Origin of the sequence: Conexibacter stalactiti, assembly GCF_033542075.1 — a bacterium.
Taxonomy (GTDB): domain Bacteria; phylum Actinomycetota; class Thermoleophilia; order Solirubrobacterales; family Solirubrobacteraceae; genus Conexibacter; species Conexibacter stalactiti.
The window spans coordinates 1-17,644 of sequence record NZ_JAWSTH010000045.1; the positions used below are offsets into that span (position 1 = coordinate 1).

13 protein-coding genes are annotated in these 17,644 nt (G+C 73.2%); 9 read left to right on the forward strand and 4 right to left on the reverse strand.

Going from position 1 to position 17,644, the window contains the following annotated elements:
* The first annotated feature begins 161 nt into the window (after positions 1-161).
* From R7226_RS16745 to R7226_RS16780, 8 genes are all read left to right on the forward strand, one after another.
* Positions 162-824 (forward strand): MBL fold metallo-hydrolase, encoded by a 663-nt coding sequence (locus R7226_RS16745; protein ID WP_318598349.1) that lies wholly within the window; start codon positions 162-164, stop codon positions 822-824.
* A gap of 134 nt (positions 825-958) precedes the next feature.
* Complete coding sequence (locus R7226_RS16750; RefSeq protein WP_318598350.1) at positions 959-2,131, forward strand: serine hydrolase domain-containing protein; 1,173 nt, start codon at positions 959-961, stop codon at positions 2,129-2,131.
* A gap of 34 nt (positions 2,132-2,165) precedes the next feature.
* Positions 2,166-2,759: a TasA family protein gene (locus R7226_RS16755; RefSeq protein ID WP_318598351.1), complete on the forward strand. Its 594-nt coding sequence runs from the start codon at positions 2,166-2,168 to the stop codon at positions 2,757-2,759.
* Positions 2,756-3,367, forward strand: coding sequence for a signal peptidase I (locus R7226_RS16760; protein ID WP_318598352.1), 612 nt, complete (start codon positions 2,756-2,758; stop codon positions 3,365-3,367). The genes R7226_RS16755 and R7226_RS16760 overlap by 4 nt, the downstream gene beginning before the upstream one ends.
* Positions 3,364-4,461 carry a hypothetical protein gene (locus R7226_RS16765; RefSeq protein ID WP_318598353.1) on the forward strand — a complete coding sequence of 366 codons (1,098 nt, stop codon included), beginning with the start codon at positions 3,364-3,366 and terminating at the stop codon, positions 4,459-4,461. Before R7226_RS16760 ends, R7226_RS16765 begins: the two co-directional genes overlap by 4 nt.
* Before the next feature lie 75 nt (positions 4,462-4,536).
* Entirely contained in the window at positions 4,537-5,889 is a 1,353-nt protein-coding gene (locus R7226_RS16770) for a flavin monoamine oxidase family protein (RefSeq protein WP_318598355.1), read from the forward strand.
* The gene (locus R7226_RS16775) at positions 5,886-7,085 is read left to right on the forward strand and encodes a membrane dipeptidase (RefSeq protein WP_318598356.1); all 1,200 of its coding nucleotides are present in this window, start codon (positions 5,886-5,888) and stop codon (positions 7,083-7,085) included. The genes R7226_RS16770 and R7226_RS16775 overlap by 4 nt, the downstream gene beginning before the upstream one ends.
* Complete coding sequence (locus tag R7226_RS16780) at positions 7,082-8,866, forward strand: D-arabinono-1,4-lactone oxidase (protein WP_318598357.1); 1,785 nt, start codon at positions 7,082-7,084, stop codon at positions 8,864-8,866. The genes R7226_RS16775 and R7226_RS16780 overlap by 4 nt, the downstream gene beginning before the upstream one ends.
* A gap of 23 nt (positions 8,867-8,889) precedes the next feature.
* On the opposite strand, the gene R7226_RS16785 is transcribed toward R7226_RS16780, so the two are convergent.
* From R7226_RS16785 to R7226_RS16795, 3 genes are all read right to left on the reverse strand, one after another.
* Positions 8,890-9,516, reverse strand: a complete 627-nt coding sequence (locus R7226_RS16785) for a hypothetical protein (protein ID WP_318598358.1) — start codon at positions 9,514-9,516, stop codon at positions 8,890-8,892.
* A gap of 178 nt (positions 9,517-9,694) precedes the next feature.
* Positions 9,695-13,096 (reverse strand): glycosyl hydrolase, encoded by a 3,402-nt coding sequence (locus tag R7226_RS16790; RefSeq protein WP_318598359.1) that lies wholly within the window; start codon positions 13,094-13,096, stop codon positions 9,695-9,697.
* Positions 13,097-13,235: 139 nt separating this feature from the next.
* The gene (locus tag R7226_RS16795; protein WP_318598361.1) at positions 13,236-14,285 is read right to left on the reverse strand and encodes an NAD(P)-dependent alcohol dehydrogenase; all 1,050 of its coding nucleotides are present in this window, start codon (positions 14,283-14,285) and stop codon (positions 13,236-13,238) included.
* Between the two features lie 103 nt (positions 14,286-14,388).
* Here R7226_RS16795 and R7226_RS16800 point away from each other — a divergent pair, with 103 nt between their 5' ends.
* Positions 14,389-15,270 carry a helix-turn-helix transcriptional regulator gene (locus R7226_RS16800; RefSeq protein WP_318598362.1) on the forward strand — a complete coding sequence of 294 codons (882 nt, stop codon included), beginning with the start codon at positions 14,389-14,391 and terminating at the stop codon, positions 15,268-15,270.
* Here the strand turns inward: R7226_RS16800 and R7226_RS16805 are convergent.
* A complete protein-coding gene (locus R7226_RS16805) occupies positions 15,255-17,642 on the reverse strand; it encodes an excinuclease ABC subunit UvrA (protein WP_318598363.1) in 2,388 nt (795 codons plus the stop codon). The two genes, R7226_RS16800 and R7226_RS16805, sit on opposite strands and share 16 nt — an antisense overlap.
* Positions 17,643-17,644 lie beyond the last annotated feature (2 nt).

Genomic DNA, 17,644 nt, shown 5'->3' on the forward strand with positions numbered 1-17,644 from the left:
CGCCGCCCGCCACCCGCGGCCGCTGCGCGCCGCCCCTCGCCCGCGGCCCGCGGCCGCTGCGCGCCACGCACCCCCGCGCCGCCCGCGCACCGACACCCGCGCTTGACTTCAAGCGCGCTTGAAGATGCACGATCCCTCCAACGAATCCGAAGGAGGGTCTGATGACGACCGTCACCGAATTGGAGACCATCGCGCCCGGGCTGCTGGCAACCGCGCCGGAGCCGCTCGCGTTCGCGCCCGGCACCGCGGTCCGCTCGTTCCTGCTGCAGCGGCCGGCCGGCAACGTGCTCGTCTACGCCAGCGCCACCGTCGCCTCCGACGCGCAGGCGATCGCGGCGGCCGGCGGCGCCGAGCGCCAGTACATCAACCACGAGCACGAGGCGATGTTCCTGCCCGGCAACGCGATCGCGCCGCTGTTCGCGCACGAGCGCGCCGCCGCCGCGATCGAGGCGAGCGGCGCGCACCTGCGCGGCACCTTCTCACGCCGCCACCCGCTCGACGACGACCTCGAGCTGATCCCGATCCCCGGTCACACGCCCGGCGCGACCGCCCTGTCGTGGGACCACGGCGGCCAGCGCGCGCTCTTCACCGGCGACTCGCTCTACATCCGCCCCGGCGGCGACTGGCGCGTCGCGGTGCTCGGCTCCAGCGACCGCGCCGCCTACCTCGACAGCCTCGCGCTGCTGCGCGAGCTGGAGTTCGACCTGCTCGTGCCGTGGGCGGCGCCGGTCGACGGGCCGGCGGTCGCGGCGACCGACCGCGCCGACGCACGGCGGCGGATCGACGCGATCATCGCGCGCGTGCGCCGCGGCGAGGACAGCTGAGGCGAGCGCTGCCCGCGGCCGGCTGGCCGCGGCGTCGCTCTGCGAGCGCGGCGATCGGCCAGGCGACACAGGTCCATTGCCGCCGGGCGCGCAGTGCGCGAAAGTGGTGGCTTGCCCGAGCCCGGAGATGATCGATGAACCGTTTCCCCCGCCGCACCTCGCACCTGCCAGCCGCCCTTCCGCTCGCGGCGGCAGCGCTCGCCGTCGCCGCGCCCGTCGCCGCGCTCGCCGCGCCGACGGCGCTTGCCGCGCAGCCCGCCGACGCCGCCGCCGTCCAGCGCGGCCTCGAACGGCTCGTCGCGGCCAGAGACGGACCGCCCGGTGCTATCGCGACGCTCCACCGCGACGGCCGCACGACCGTGCTGCGCGCCGGCCGCGCGAACGTGAAGCGGCCGGGCGCGCCGCGGATCGGCGACCACATGCGGATCGCCAGCATCGCGAAGGCGTTCAGCGGCGCCGTCGCGCTGCACCTCGTGCAGGAGGGCCGCCTGAGCCTCGACGACACGATCGGCTCACGCCTCCCGAGCCTGCCGGCGGCGTGGTCGGCGGTGACGATCCGGCAGCTGCTCAACCACACCAGCGGCGTGCCCGACTACACGAGATCGGCCGCCTTCGCCAGACAGGCGACCGACGACCCGCGCGGCTACGTCGCGCCGGAGCAGATCGTCGACTGGGTGCGCGCCGACGGGCTCGTCTTCGCGCCCGGCTCGCGCTACGAGTACTCGAACACCGACAACATCGTCGTCGGCCTGATCGCGCAGGCGGTGACGGGCAGACCGTACGCGACGCTGCTGCGGGAGATCGTCTTCGGCCCCGCCCGACTGCGCGCGACCAGCTTCCCGACGCGTGTCGCGCTGCCGGCGCCGTTCATCCACGGCTACGTCGTCGCGGGCGAGCCGAGACCGCTCGACGTCAGCACCTTCCTCAGCCCCAGCGGCGCGTGGGCGTCGGGCGCGATCGTCGCGACCCCGCGCGACCTCGGCAGCTTCATCCGGCACGACCTCGGCGGCACCTTCTTCGGCGCCGAGCAGCGGCGCGAGCAGCACAGATTCGTGACCGGCTCCTCAAGCCCGCCCGGCCCCGGCGCCAACGCCGCCGGCCTCGCGCTGTTCCGCTACACGACCCGCTGCGGCACCGTCTACGGCCACACCGGCAACTTCCCCGGCTACGTCCAGTGGGCGGCGGCGAGCGCCGACGGCAGCCGCTCGGTCACGACCTCGCTGAACATCCCGGCGCCGACCGGCAGACTGCTGAGACAGCTGCGTGCCGTGCAGACGACGGCGGTCTGCGCGCTGCTGAAGGGCTGAAACGCCGGAAAGTGGGTAGTTTGACCGGCGGGAGATGCCGGTCGAACTGCTCACGCGACGGCGGCCGCGACGGACGCTGATCACCGTCTTCGCGCTCGCCTGCGCGGTGATCGTCGGCGCCGGGATCTACGGCACCTTCTCGGCGTTCACGAGCACGGCGGCCAACGACGGCAACAGCTTCGCCGCCGGCGTCGTCGACATCACCGACGACGACACCGGCAGCGCGATCGTGCCGGTCGGCGGGCTGACGCCGGGCGACTCCGTGACCCGCTGCGTCAACGTCCGCAACGCCGGCTCGATCGCCTTCGCCAACGTCGCGCTGTCGGGCACCGTCGGCGGCAGCGGCCTCGTCCTCGCGAATGCGCTCACGATCGCGATCGATCGCGGCAGCGGCGCCGCCGCCGGCGTGGAGGCGAGCTGCGCCGGCTTCGCGGTCGAGGCCGCCGGGCTCGTCAGCGGCAGCCTGAGCGCCTTCCCCGGGCCCGCGGCGGCGGTCGACGACCGCGCCGGCTGGCAGCCCGGCGCGGTCAAGAGCTACCGCATGACGGTCGCGCTGCCGCAGAGCGCGCCGAACGCCGCGCAGGGACAGACGGCGACGCTGACGGTGCGCTGGAACGCGGCGACATGACGGCCGCCGAACGAGAGCGCGAGGCCGCGTCGCGCCTCCCCGCGCACGACCCCGGCGCCACGTCGCGCGAGGTCGCGCACCCCGCGCCGCGCCGCGCCGGCGCGCTGCTGAGCTGGCTTGCCGTGGCGCTCGCCTGCGCGCTCGCGCTGCTGATGGTCGCGCTGCGGCTGGCCGGCTGGCAGCCGCTCGCGGTCCTCAGCGACTCGATGGCGCCGGCGCTGCGCGAGGGCGACTTGATCGTCGTCGAGCAGGTCCCCGCGCGCACCGTCGCGCCCGGCGACGTGATCGCCTTCGCGCGCCCGCGGCATGCCGGCGAGACGCTGACCCATCGCGTCGTCGCGGTGCGAGGCGCGGGCGGTGATGGCGGCGACGGCGGCCGGCTCGCCGTCACGACCAGAGGCGACGCCAACCCCGCGCCGGAGCGCTGGACGATCGCGCGCGACGGCGAGGTCGGCGTCGTGCGAGCACGGCTGCCCCGTGTCGGCGCGCTCGCGGCGCCGCTGCGCGGCGAGCTGTCGCGCGCCGCCGTGACGATCACCGTCACGGCCATCGTCACGGGCGCCGCGCTGTGGCTGATCTGGCGCCCGCGCCGTGGCGGTGGGCGATGAGCCGCTGGCGCCGCCTGCTCGCGACCGCCATCACCCTCCTGCTCGCGGCCGGGGTCGCGGCGTATGCGCTGGCGGCACAGAGCCCGTCGAAGCCGCCGTCGATCGTGCTCGACGAGGGCGGCCCGCTCTTCACGCTCCAGGGGATGCGGCCGGGCGCCGCGCCAGAGGAGCGCTGCATCGCGCTGACGGCGCGCGGCGGCACGGCGACGCGGCTGGAGCTGAGCGGCACCGTCGACGGCCCGCTCGCGCAGAGACTGCTGATGCAGGTCGCGGTCGGCTCCGCGCCCGCCCCCGCCGCGACACGCTCCTGCGACGGCTTCACCGCCGAACGGGAGCTGTGGTCCGGCACGCTCGCCGACTTCCCCGCCGACGACGGCCCGCTGCTGTCGGCCGGCCCCCTGCCCGGCGGGCAGCGCCACGTCTTCCGCTTCCGCGTGCGACTGCCAGCCGACGCGGTCGTCAGCGCGAGCGACACGGCGACGCAGGACCTGCGCTGGCGCGCGGAGCTGGATCCGCCGACCACGTCGTCGACCCCCGTTCCCGCGCCACCGCCCACCGAGAGCCCGCCGGTCGGCGGCCAGGGACTCGCGCAGCAGGTCGGGTGCGCCGAGCCCGCGCGCGCCGGCTCGGGAGCGAGTGCCGGCGCAGACGTGGGCGCAGACGCAACCACGCGCCGCTGCCGCGGGCGCCTGATCGTCCGCCTCACGCCGCGCGCCGCACGGCTGCACGCGCGCATCCACGCCCCCGGCAGCGCGCGGATCAGCAGCCTCTCGCTGCGCCTGCCGACGGCGCTGCCGGCCAGCCGCGCGCGGATCGCGGTCAGCGGGCTGCGCGGGCGCGGCACTGTGCTGGAGCTGACCGGCAGCGTTCGCACGCGCCTCGGCGCGCCGCAGCAGCTGCTGACGCTCGTGCGATTGCCGGCCGGCACGCGCACCGTGCTGATGCGCGTGAAGGTGCCGCGGCAGGCACGCGGCGTGCTGCTGCGCGCGGGCTGCCGGCGCGCGCCCGTCGAGGCGCGCCTGCGCACCGACGCCGGCACGCGCCGGCTGCTCCAGCGCCTGTACGTCGCGCCCGCGAGCTGCCGGGCGCGCTGAGACACCGCCCGCTCCGTCTGTCAAGCTGCACCCAATGGACACCTGTCAGGTTTCAGGTCTGTCGGGGACGGGGCGGTGAGCGGCGCGGATCGGCGCGACGCCGACGTGGCGATCGTCGGCGCCGGCATCTCCGGCCTGCACGCCGCACGGCTGCTGACCACCGCCGGCCGCGACGTCGTCGTGCTGGAGGGCCGCGACCGCATCGGCGGTCGCACCGTCTCCGCCCCGATCGGCGACGGCCGTCAGGTGGAGCTGGGCGGCCAGTTCATCGGCCCGACCCACAGACGCGTCGCGGCGCTGCTGCGTGAGCTGGAGATCGACACCTTCCCCACGTACGACGACGGCCGCAACCTGCTCGACTTCGATGGCAGCCTGCGCGACTACGACGGCGCGATCCCGCCGCTCGGGCTGCCCGGCCTCGTCGGCATGGGGATCGCCGAGTGGCGCCTGAACCGGATGGCGCGCCAGGTCTCCCCGCACCAGCCGTGGGCGGCGCGCCGCGCCGCCGAGTGGGACGGCACGACCTTCGGCGCCTGGCTCGACCAGCACGGCCCCGGCGGCCGCGCGCGCACGCTGCTCGACCTGCTCGCCGGCACCGTCTGGGGCGCCGAGCCGCATGAGCTGAACCTGCTGCAGGCGCTCGCGTACGCCTCCGCCGCCGGCGGCCTGCGCGAGACGGCGGGCGTCAAGGGCGGGATGCAGGAGCGGCGAATCGACGGCGGCCCGGCGCAGCTGTGCGCCGCGCTCGCGGCGCGGGCCGGGGCGCTGCGCCTCTCCACGCCGGTGCGTGAGATCGCGCACCGCAGAGACGACGTCGAGTTGCGCGCCGACGGCCTCGTCGTCCGCGCCGCCCACGCGATCGTCGCCGTGCCGCCCGCGCTCGTGCCGCAGATCGCCTTCGAGCCGGCGCTGCCGGCCGCCCGCGACCGCGTCCTGCGGCGGCTCCCCTCGGGCCGCGTGACGAAGGTCGTCTGCGTCTACCCGGAGCCGTTCTGGCGCGACCGCGGCCTGAGCGGGCAGGCGGTCAGCGACGGCGGCCCGGTCGGCGCGACGTTCGACAACTCGCCGCCCGACGGCCGCCCCGGCGTGCTGCTCGGCTTCGTCACCGGCGACCGCGCGGCCACCTTCGCGACGCTGCCGGAGCCGGATCGGCGGCAGCTCGTGACGGCGCAGTTCGCGCGGCTCTTCGGCGCGCAGGCGGCGCGACCGGAGCAGTACCTGGAGCGCGACTGGGCGGCCGACCCGTTCGCGCGCGGCTGCTACTTCGGGCTCGCGGGCCCGGGCGCGATCGGCGAGGCCGGAACGCTGCTGTCGCAGCCGCTGGGGCGGATCCACTGGGCCGGGGCGGAGACGACGGTCGCCTCCTACGGCGGGATGGACGGGGCCGTGCTGGCCGGCGACCGCGTCGCGAGAGAGGTGCTCGGATGATCTTCGACTGGCACGCGCACTATCCGATGCAGGTCGTCAAGGACCTGTCGCCGCACAGCACGATCGACCGCATGCGCCGCGTGCGCGGCCGCGCGACGATCGGCGATCGCATACGCGCGCTGATCCTCAACCTCGCCAGCCGCATAGGCAGCGACCGCGACGAGCACTCCGGTCCGCGGATCACGCTCGACGGGATGGAGGCGGCGCGCGTCGGCGTGCTGATGTCGGTGCTGTTCCGGCCGTTCGAGGAGATGGACCTCAGCAAGCCGTACGCGGCGCCGCCGGCGTCGCGCTACTTCCCGGCGCTGCTGGAGGACCTCGAGGCGGTCGAGGCGCACGTCGACGGCCTCGCCGACAGACGCGCGCGGCTCGCGCACGACCGCGCCGAGCTGGAGCAGTGCTTGAGCGACGGCGCGACCGCGATCGTCCACTGCGTCGAGGGCGGCTTCCACCTCGGCGACCGCGACGACGAGATCGCGGCCAACTGCGCCGAGCTGGCGCGCCGCGGCGTCGCCTACGTGACCGTCGCGCACCTCTTCTTCCGCCAGGTCGCGACGAACGCGCCGGCGATCCCGTTCATCCCGGACCCGCTCTACGGCGTGATCTTCCCGCAGCGCGGCAGAGACCGCCTGACGCCGCGCGGCGAGGCGGTCGTGCGCGGCCTCGTCGCCAACCGGATCCTGATCGACCTCAGCCACATGGACCCGGGCGCGATCCGCGAGGTCTTCGCGCTGCTCGACGGCACGCTCGACCCGGCCGCGCAGGTCCCGATCGTCTCGACGCACGCCGGCTACCGCTTCGGCAAGCAGCAGTACATGCACGACGACGAGACGCTGCGGCAGATCGCGCGCCGCGACGGCGTCGTCGGGCTGATCATGGCCCAGCACCAGCTCAACGACGGCCTGCGGCGCGATCGCACCAAGACGCTGGAGCAGTCGCTCGACGTGATCCGCCGCCACATCGACAAGATCGCCGAGGTCACCGGCAGCCATCGCCACGTCGCGCTCGGGACCGACTTCGACGGCTTCATCAAGCCGACGATGGGCGGGCTGGAGAGCACGGCCGACCTGCGCCGGCTCGACGAGGCGCTGCACGCCCACTACGGCGACGACGCCGAGCTGATGACGTCGCGGAACTCGCTGCGGGTGCTGCGCAGACTGTGGGCGGAGCCGGCCCCGGAGGCGCCGCGGAGATGAGCGGCACCGCCCCGGGACCCGACGGCTTCCATCACCCGGCGAGCGAGGCGGAGATCGTCGCGCTCGTGCGGCGGGCGCGCCGCGAAGGGCTGCAATTGCGCGTGCGCGGCGCCGCCCACTCGGTCTCGCACGCGATCTACACCGACGCGGCCGACGGCGCCGCCGAGCTGCCCAATCGCGTCGGCGTGCAGGCCCCGCCGGCCGGTCCCAACCTCAACGTGATGCTCGACCGTCACAACGGCTGGCGCGTGCGCGACGCGGCGCGCAAGCTCGTCGAGGCCGACGCCGGCATCCACCTCGGGCGCGATCCCAGCGACCCGGCCGGCGCGGGCGCGCTGGAGCGCAGCCTGCTGTGGCAGCTGTGGAGAGAGCGCGGCTGGACGCTGCTCGACACCGGCGGCGTCACGCATCAGACCGTCAGCGGCTTCACGGCGACCGGCTCCTCAGGCGGCTCGCTGCAGTTCTCCGCCAACCGCAACCTGTTCGGCTTCCGCTTCGTCGACGGCCGCGGCGAGCTGCACGAGCTGACGCGCGAGGACGCCGACCCCGACCGCTTCCACGCGCTGTGCCCGCACCTCGGGCTGCTCGGCGTCGTGACCGCGGTGATCTTCGAGTGCGTCGAGGCGTTCGAGATAGCGGGCAGCGAGGCGACGACGACGCTCGCCGACTGCCCCGTCGACCTCTTCGGCGCAGGTGACGACGCCGCCGGCCGGCCGTCGCTGGAGCGCTGGCTGCGCGAGACGCCGTTCGGCCGGCTGGAGTGGTGGCCGCAGCGCGGCGTCGAGCGGGTGCTGACGTGGAAGGCGGCGCGGCTCGACTCCCGGCCGGGCTTCGAGCCACGCCCATACAGACGGTTCGGCGACGACGACCCGGAGGCCGCCCAGCACCTGATCGGCGTGCTGTTCGCGATCATCGGCAACATCGGCGACCTGTCGGCGGCGAAGCCGAAGCTCGAAGACGACTTCGACGCGCTGAGACGGACGTTGGAGCTGCTCGGCGAGGCCGACCTCGGCGCCGCCGGGAGGCTGCTGGCGCGGGCGCTGGCGGCCGCGATCGAGTTCGGCGTCGACGCCGCGATCACGCTGCTGAAGCCGGCCGCTCCGCTGCTGGAGCGCGAGCTGCCCGACCTCTATCCGCGGCTCGTCGACCTCTTCATCCCGCTCGACGCCGACAGAGGCGGCGCCGGCCGCGGCAGACCGCAGACGTTCGAGGACTGGAGCTGGCACGGGCTGCCGATGGACAACGCCGCCAGCGACGTCCTGATCCCAACCGAGTTCACCGAGGCGTGGATCCCGCTCGGCCGCGCGCGCGAAGCGATGGCGCTGCTGCGCGACTACTTCGCCGAGCCCACCGACGACGGCGCCGCGCTGCGCCGCGCCGGCACCTACGCGTGGGAGCTGTACGCCGCGATGCCGGAGCGCTTCTGGCTCAACCCCTCCTATTCCGACGGCAGCGACGAGTGGCGCGACGGCGCCCTGCGGATCGACCCGTACTGGTACGCCGACAACGCCGCCGACCCGGTCGACGCGCTGTTCGCCGGTCTCTGGCACCTGCTGCGCGACGCCGGCATCCCCTTCCGCCTGCACTGGGGCAAGTTCCATCCGCGCCGCCCGGCCGGGGACCGCACCTGGGTCGACTACTTCAAAGCGCAGTACCCGCGCTGGGACGACTTCCTCAGACTGCGCGCCGAACTGGACCCCGGCAACCTCTTCCTGACCGACTACTGGCGCGACCGCTTCGGGCTGTGGGACGTCCCGCGGCCCGTGCCGCGCGAGCCGTGAGGCACGCGCGGCACGGAGACGGATCAGTCGTCGATTAGGTTCAGGGCGACGGGCTGGACGAGCAGCATCGGCGGCCCGGTCGTCAGCGTCCCGCCCGCCGGGCAGGCCAGCGGGCTGCCCGCTTGCTTGGTGAAGATCCCGCCCGCTAGCAGCGTGACGGTCCGCGGGTTCTTGGTGAAGTCGATTAGCGCTCCTTGCTGGCCGCTGTATAGGCAGAGGCCGGTGCCGGGGACGTTGAATTGAAAGCTCAGTCTTCTGAACCAGACTAGGAGCCCGGTTATGTTCGGTAGCGTGCCTAGGAACGAGTCGTACGTGATCGGCGACGGGTTCGGTAGGCCTAGTATCGACGCCGTCACGCCGGGTGGGTTGCAGACGACGAGCGAGCCGTTCGTGACCGCGCCCACCGGGGCGTCCAGCACCTTGCGTATGACCGGGTGAAATATGAGGTCGAGCGTCATCGTGCAGTTGCCGACGAACATGCCGGCGCTGAACGTGATGCCGCCGGCCTGGGTGTTGAGCCCGATCGTCGTCGGTAGCGGACCGCTCGGTGTGATGCCGATCGCATCATGCGCCGAGGCCGTCGCAGTGCTCCCAACGAGCGCGAGCGCGGTCGCGGCGACCACGCTGGCGAGCCTGCTTCGATTGAACATCGTGCGTTCCTTCCGTCACCCGCCTCGCAGCGGATGATCAGGTGATGTGTGAGAGACCGCGCGATCGCGCGCGGCCTGCACTGCACTGCACCTCCTTTCCCCCGGGAGCAGTCGCACAGCGATCATAGGAACGCGCTGCCGCCGCGACAAGTGCCGCGGCGGCAGTCAGATGTCGTGCTCAGCGGCGGATCGTGACCCGCAGCGTCTTGGTCGTCGGCTTGCCGCCCGCGAGCGTCGTCGTGACGCGGATCGTCGCGTTGACGGCGCGCTTCGATCTGAGCGCGAGGCGCAGCTTGCGCGCCGCCGCGCTGCCGGGCTTCAGCCGCAGGCTGACCGTCGTCGCTCTGCCGGCCGTGCGCCCGGCGCGCGCGAGCACCGTCGCGCGCTTGGCCGCCGGCAGCTTCGCCGACAGCGTCAGCGCGACCTTGCCGCGCCGCGGCAGCGTCACGCGCACGAGCAGGCCCTGCTTCGTGAGGCCGGCGAGCCGCACGCGCTTGGCCGCCGTCGCGCTCACGCGCGTCGACGGTCTTCTCGCCACCGGCGGTCTCGGCTGCTCGGCCGGCGGTCTCACCACCGGCGGTCTCTCGACCGGCGGCGTCACGGGCGGCGTGCGCAGGTCGACGGTCGCGCGGCCGTACGGCACCAGCTTGACCGGGCCGAGCAGGCCGTACGTCTGCCACACCGGGTCGACTGGCGAGATCAGCCTCGGCGCCGCGTTGCGCAGCGTCGTCGCCAGGCGCACCTTCAGCTCGTTGGCGCCTGGCTTCAGCAGCGCGGAGACGTCGAGCCGGCGACCGGCGACCGAGTCAGGCGCCGCCTGCTGACCGTTGACGAAGACGCGCACCGAGCCCTCGACGCGGCCGAGATCGAGGTAGGTGCCGCGATCGCCCGCGGTCCAGTCGGCCGGCAGCTGCACCGTCGTCGTGTAGGTGCCGACGCCGGAGACTCTCGCCAGCCCGGGCAGCTCGCGCCAGTCCTTCAGCGCGTCGAGCTGGAGGTCGTACGGCGTCGTGCCGCTCGCGCTCTCGCCCGCGATCTGCAGGCGCCAGCCGCCGCTCGCCTCGATCGCCGCCGGCAGCGCGCCGATCGTCGCCGCGCGGCTGCTGCCGTCGTTGACCGCTACCGTGCGCGCGCCGGCGGTCGTGTCGCGCAGCTCGACGGTGTTCTCGTCCTTGACGACGAGGCTGCCGCCGCTCGCGCTCAGCGCATGGCGCGCCGGCGCCGCCTCGCCCTTGCGGAAGGCGATCACGGTCGTGCCGAGCGCCGGCAGCTTCAGCGGCACCGTCGTGCGGTCGCCGCGCTGCGAGAAGGCGGCGAGCGGCGCGATCGCGCCGCTCCACAGGTTCAGCTCGTAGGGGCGGCCGGCGCTGGCGAACGAGCCGTCGAGCGTGACCTCCTGATTGCTCGCGTTGTAGAGGTAGTAGTAGTCGGTCGTCTTCGTCTCGCGCTGCTGCGTGTAGAGCGGCGTCGGCGTCGACCACTGCGCGTCCGGCAGCACGCCGAGCCGCTCCAGCGCGCCGGCCGCCTCGGCCTGCGTGCCGACGCGCGCGACCTTCGGCGCGTCGAGCAGCCGCGCGATCGCGCGCCGCACGCGCTGGTCGCCTCTCGTCGCGTTCTTGTACGACGTGTCGGCGTCGGGCAGGTCGCCGACGAGCACGACCGCCAGCCCCTCCTCGGCCTCGACGGCGAGTCGCTCGGCGACGGCCGCCGGCAGCGCCCGTTCGTCGATCACGATCGCCTTGTACCGCGGCCCGCGCGGGAACAGCACGCCGGTGCCGTCGGCATCCTCGTCGAGCACGCCGTTGGGATCGAGGTACTCGAGCGCGTAGCCCGCTCTCTCCAACGCCTCGGCGTCGAACAGCGCTCTCATCTGCGGCGGCAGCGCCTCGCCGGTCGCCGCGGTCGTGAGGAAGCCGTCGCGGTAGAGCGCGACGTCGGCGCGCGCCGTGCCGGCCTCGAGCACGGAGGTGCCGCGCGCCCAGTAGTCGGTCAGCGGCTTCCAGTCCTGCCACTGCGGGAAGGTCTCGCTGTTCCACGAGTCGGAGACGTAGTCGAAGAAGGCGAGGTCGCCGGGCCAGGCCGCCGTCGCGGTCTGGTAGCTGTAGCCGTGGACGGTCGCGCGCGTCGTGCCGGCCGCCCACTCCTTGTCGAGGATCCCCTTGTAGTCGGCGAGGTTCATCTTCCAGGCGTAGAAGAACTGCGCGCCCAGCTCGGAGGAGACCTCGTTGTTGCCGCCCTGGTGGGAGCCGCCCGTGACCGAGCGGTGGTGGTCGAGCGCGAACCGCCACGCTCTCGCGTTGCCCTCGCGGTCGTACGGGACGGCGTCACCGGCGTTGAGCGACTCGTCGTCGGGCAGGCCGCCCATCTGCGCCAGCTCGCGCGCCGAGCGCGTCACGTCGAGGTTCTGGCCGAAGGCCGCCTGCGTGCGGAACTTGACGCCGTGCTCGGCGGCCCAGTCGACGAACGGCTGCAGGTGCTCGTCGACGTAGAGGTCGGTGAGCGTCTCGTAGTAGTCGTGGCGGATCCGTCTGCCGTCGCCGCCGGGCAGCTCGAAGTCGGCGACCGGCTCATCGGCCGGCACCCAGTAGGTGTTCATCCCCTGCTGGAAGAAGAGCGGCAGGAACCGTCTGACGTCGTAGCCGCGCCGGTCGGCGAACTGCTCCGCCATCTCGTCGTTCCAGAAGATCCCCTCGGCTCTCAGCTCGAGCGAGTCCTCGAAGAACGAGCCGCCGTGGCTGCGCAGCAGTCTCGACGCCGCCGCGGTGAACTGGTTGTCGTCGACGTAGCGGCCGGCGGTCGCGATCGGCTCGTCGGCGAAGTGGTCGATCACGCCCTGTCTGGCGTCGCGGTGCCAGAAGCCGAAGACGATCCATCTGCCGCCGGCAGGCGCTCTCCATCTCAACGAGCCGCCGGAGACCTCGCCGGTCAGGTCGATCAGCGAGGTCGGGTCGAGCACGGTGCTGCTGCTCGGCGCTCTGTTGACGGTCGTGACGGCCGGGCCGTCCTCGATCACCTTCGCGGCGGTGACGGCGTACAGCTCGCCTCTGTAGGCGTGCGTCGCGTCGTCGTAGGGCAGCGGGACCGGGCCGTCGAACTCGGCGCCGCCGGTGACGTCGGCGCGGCCGTACTGCAGCTCCTGCAGGCTGAGGCCGGTTCCTGGCGCGGTGTTCGGCGTTCTGACCGGCCACGCGGCGCCGATCGTCATGTCGACCGTCATGCCGCGGTCGCGCGCCTCCTCCAGCGCCGCCTCGAGGTTCTGGCGCTGCTCGGGCGTCGCCCACTTGTCGCTGCCGAAGGCGATCTCGAACGAGCCGAAGCCGGCGTCGGCCATCGCCGCGACCTCTCTGCGCGTCTCGGCGACGCTCAGCGCGCCGGTCGGCGCGCCGAACATCGTCCCCCACCACCAGCGCATCTGCGGGCGCTCGGCGTTGGCCGGCGACTGGAACGCCTGGGGCTGCACGAGCGGATCGACGGCGGGGGCCTCGATCGCCGACGCGGGGGCCGCGAGCGCGCCGAAGCCGGCGGCGGTCGCAAGCACGGTCGCGAGCGCCGGCCGGGCCGGCGGAGTCCATCTCCTCATCTGCTTCCTCTCCTCCTGCGGGCGCGCGAAACGCGCTAACTCGCACAGGTTCGACCTAATCCGCACATTTTCTACAGCGCGGATCCGGCCTTCGCATCAGGGACGGAAGCAGCTCGCGTAAGGGTGCCGGCGCCGCTCCCTACCGCTCCGTGAACGTAGCCGCGTCGATCACGAAGCGGTAGCGCACGTCGGAGGCGAGCACACGCTCCCACGCCTCGTTGATCCGATCGGCGTCGATCAGCTCGATCTCGGCGCCGATGCCGTGCTCGGCGCAGAAGTCGAGCATCTCCTGGGTCTCGCGGATCCCGCCGATCATCGAGCCGGCGTAGGAGCGGCGACCGGCGAGCAGCGAGAAGACGTTGAGCGTCATCGGCTCGGCCGGGGCGCCGACGTTGACGAGCGCGCCGTCGAGCGCCAGCAGGCGCAGGTGGCGGTCGACGTCGATCGGTGCGCTGACCGTATTGACGATCAGGTCGAATCTGCGCGTGAGCGTCTTGAACGTCTGCGGGTCGCTGGTCGCGTGGTAGTGGTCGGCGCCGAGGCGCAGGCCGTCGTCACGCTTGCGCAGCGACTGCGACAGCACGGTCACCTCGGCGCCCATCGCGTGCGCGATCTTCACCGCCATGTGGCCGAGCCCGCCGAGCCCGACGACCGCGACCTGCTTGCCCGGACCGGCACCCCAGTGGCGCAGCGGCGAATAGGTCGTGATGCCGGCGCACAGCAGCGGCGCGGCGACGTCGAGCGCGATCCCGTCGGGGATCGTGACGACGAAATCCTCGGTCACGACGATGTGGGTCGAGTAGCCGCCCTGGGTGACCTCGCCGTCAGCGCCGACGCTGCCGTAGGTGAGGGTGTTCCCCGGGACGCAGTACTGCTCCTCGCCCTGGCGGCAGTTGTCGCACTCGCGGCACGAGTCGACCATGCAGCCGACGCCGACGCGGTCGCCGACGGCGTGGCGCGTGACCGCGGCGCCGACCTCCGCGACGATGCCCGCGATCTCATGGCCGGGGACGAGCGGGTAGGCGGCGGGACCCCAGTCGCCGCGCGCGGTGTGGATGTCGGAATGGCAGATGCCGGCGTACTTGATCTCGATCAGGACGTCGTGCGGGCCGAGGTCGCGCCGCTCGATCGCGGTCGGGACGAGCGGGTCGGTCGCGGCGGTGGCGGCGTAGGCGTTCACGGTGAGCATGTGCCCATAAGGAAGCAGGTGACGCGGGCGGATGACGGACCCTGTCGTCCCAGGTACTGACAGTGCCTCCCAGCGCGCGCCACGGCGGCCTAGCCTTGACGGCATGGAGCAGAAGAGCGAGATCCGCGAGTTCCTCACCTCGCGCCGCGCCAGGCTCACGCCGGATCGGGTCGGCCTGCCGATCTTCGGCGGCAGCCGCCGCGTCCCCGGGCTGCGGCGCGAGGAGGTCGCGCTGCTCGCCGGCGTCAGCGTCGACTACTACACCCGCCTGGAACGCGGCAACCTCAGCGGCGTCTCCGACAGCGTGCTCGAGGCGCTCGCCCGCGCGCTGCAGCTCGACGAGGCCGAACGCGCCCACCTCTTCGACCTCGCACGCGCCGCGCACACCGGCGCGCCGCCCCGTCGCCGCCGCCCGGCCCGGCAGAAGGTCCGCCCGAGCGTGCAGCTGGTGCTCGACGCGATCACCGACGCGCCCGCGTTCGTGCGCAACGGCCGCTTCGACGTGCTCGCCGCCAACGACCTCGCCCGCGCGCTCTACCGCGACCTCTACGACGGCGCCGCGCGACCGGTCAACCTCGCCCGCCACACCTTCCTCGACCCGCGCTCCAGAGCGTTCTACGACGACTGGGAGGAGGCGGCGAGCGGCACCGCCGCCTTCCTGCGCTCCGAAGCCGGCCGCGACCCCTTCGACCGCGACCTGTCGGACCTCGTCGGCGAGCTGTCGACGCAGAGCGACGTCTTCCGCACGCTGTGGGCGTCGCACGACGTGCGCTTCCACCACAGCGGGTTGAAGCACTTCCACGATCCCGCCGTCGGCGAGCTGAAGCTGCGCTTCGAGGCGCTGGAGCTGGCGGCCGACAGCGGCCTCACGCTGCTCGTCTACGCGGCCGAGCCCGGCTCCCGCAGCGCTGAGGGGCTGAAGCTGCTCGGCAGCCTGGCGGCGACGCCGGTCGAGCGCGCGGCCGCCGGTCAGCCGCCGACGTAGGCCGCGAGATGCTCGCCGGTGAGCGTCGAGCGGTCGGCGATGAGGTCGGCGGGCGCGCCCTCGAAGACGACGCTGCCGCCGTCGTGGCCGGCGCCGGGACCGAGGTCGATGATCCAGTCGGCGTGCGCCATCACCGCCTGGTGGTGCTCGATCACGATCACCGACTTGCCGGTGTCGACGAGCCGGTCGAGCAGGCCGAGCAGCTGCTCGACGTCGGCGAGGTGGAGGCCGGTGGTCGGCTCGTCGAGCACGTAGACGCCGCCTCTCTCGGCCATGTGGATCGCCAGCTTGAGGCGCTGGCGCTCGCCGCCCGACAACGTCGTGAGCGGCTGGCCGAGGGTCAGGTAGCCGAGCCCCACGTCGGCGAGCCGGTCGAGGATTCTGTGCGCGGCCGGGATTCTCGCCGCGCCGTCGGCGCCGAAGAAGGCCTCGGCCTCGGCGACCGACATCGCCAGCACCTCGGTGATGTCCCTGCCGCCGAGCTTGTACTCGAGCACCTCGGCCTGGAAGCGCTTGCCCTCGCACTCCTCGCACGGCGACTCGACGGTCGCCATCACGCCGAGGTCGGTGTAGATCACGCCGGCGCCGTTGCAGACGGGGCAGGCGCCCTCGGAGTTGGCGCTGAACAGCGCGGGTCTGACGCCGTTGGCTCTCGCGAACGCTCTGCGGATCGGGTCGAGCAGTCTCGTGTACGTCGCGGGGTTGCTGCGGCGCGAGCCGCGGATCGCGGTCTGGTCGACCGACACGACGCCGTCGCGGCCGGCGACCGAGCCGTGGATCAGCGAGCTCTTGCCGGAGCCCGCCACGCCGGTGACGACGCACAGCACGCCGAGCGGGATGTCGACGTCGACGTCCCGCAGGTTGTGGGTGCTTGCGCCGCGCACCTCCAGCGCCCCGGACGCTCTGCGCACCGACGCCTTCAGCGTGGCGCGGTCGTCGAAGTGACGCCCGGTCAGCGTGTCGCTGTCGCGCAGGTCCCCGACGGTGCCCTCGAAGACGATCTCGCCGCCGCCGCTGCCGGCGCGCGGTCCGAGGTCGACGACGTGGTCGGCGATCGCGATCGTCTCGGGCTTGTGCTCGACGACGAGCACCGTGTTGCCCTTGTCGCGCAGCTGCAGCAGCAGCTCGTTCATCCGCTGGATGTCGTGCGGGTGCAGGCCGATCGTCGGCTCGTCGAAGACGTAGGTGACGTCGGTCAGCGAGGAGCCGAGGTGGCGGATCATCTTGGTGCGCTGCGCCTCGCCGCCGGAGAGCGTGCCCGCGGGGCGGTCGAGGCTCAGGTACCCGAGGCCGATCTCGACGAACGAGTCGAGCGTCTCCCCCAGCGTGCTCAGCAGCGGCGCCACCGACGGCTCGTCCAGCCCGCGCACCCACGCGGCCAGGTCGGTGATCTGCATCGCGCAGACGTCGGCGATGTTGACCCCGTCGACCTTCGACGCGCGCGCCTCTCTGCTGAGCCGCGTGCCGTCGCAGTCGGGACAGGTGGTGAACGTGACCGCTCTCTCGACGAACGCGCGGATGTGCGGCTGCAGCGCGTCGACGTCCTTGGACAGGAACGACTTCTGGATCTGCGGGATCAGCCCCAGGTACGTCAGGTTGATCCCGTCGACCTTGATTCTGGTCGCCTCTCTGTAGAGCAGGTCGTGCAGCTCTCTTCTGTTGAACTTCGCGATCGGCTTGTCCGCGTCGAACCAGCCGCAGCCGCGGTAGATGCGGCCGTACCAGCCGTCCATGCTGTAGCCGGGGATCGTCAGCGCGCCCTCGTTGAGCGACTTCGAGTCGTCGTAGAGCGCCGTCAGGTCGAAGTCGCTGACGGCGCCCATGCCCTCGCAGCGCGGGCACATGCCGCCGAGGCGGTGGAAGCTCGCCTTCTCGGTCTTCGTCTTGCCGCCGCGCTCGACGGTGATCCCGCCGCTCGCTCTGACCGACGGCACGTTGAACGAGTACGCGTTGGGCGAGCCGATGTGCGGTCTCCCAAGACGGCTGAAGAGGATCCGCAGCATCGCGTTGGCGTCGGTGGCGGTGCCGACCGTGGAGCGGGGGTTGGCGCCCATCCGCTCCTGGTCGACGAGGATCGCCGTCGTCAGGCCGTCGAGCACGTCGACGTCGGGCCGCCCCTGCGTCGGCATGAAGCCCTGCACGAAGGCGCTGTAGGTCTCGTTGATCAGCCGTTGCGACTCCGCCGCGATCGTGCCGAACACGAGCGAGCTCTTGCCCGAGCCCGAGACGCCGGTGAAGACCGTCAAGCGGCGCTTGGGCAGCTCGACGCTGACGTCCTTGAGGTTGTTCACGCGGGCGCCGTGCACCCGGATCAGGTCGTGGCTGTCGGCGGCGTGCGGCTCGCCCGGCTGCGTCTCGGTGCTCGTGGCCATCT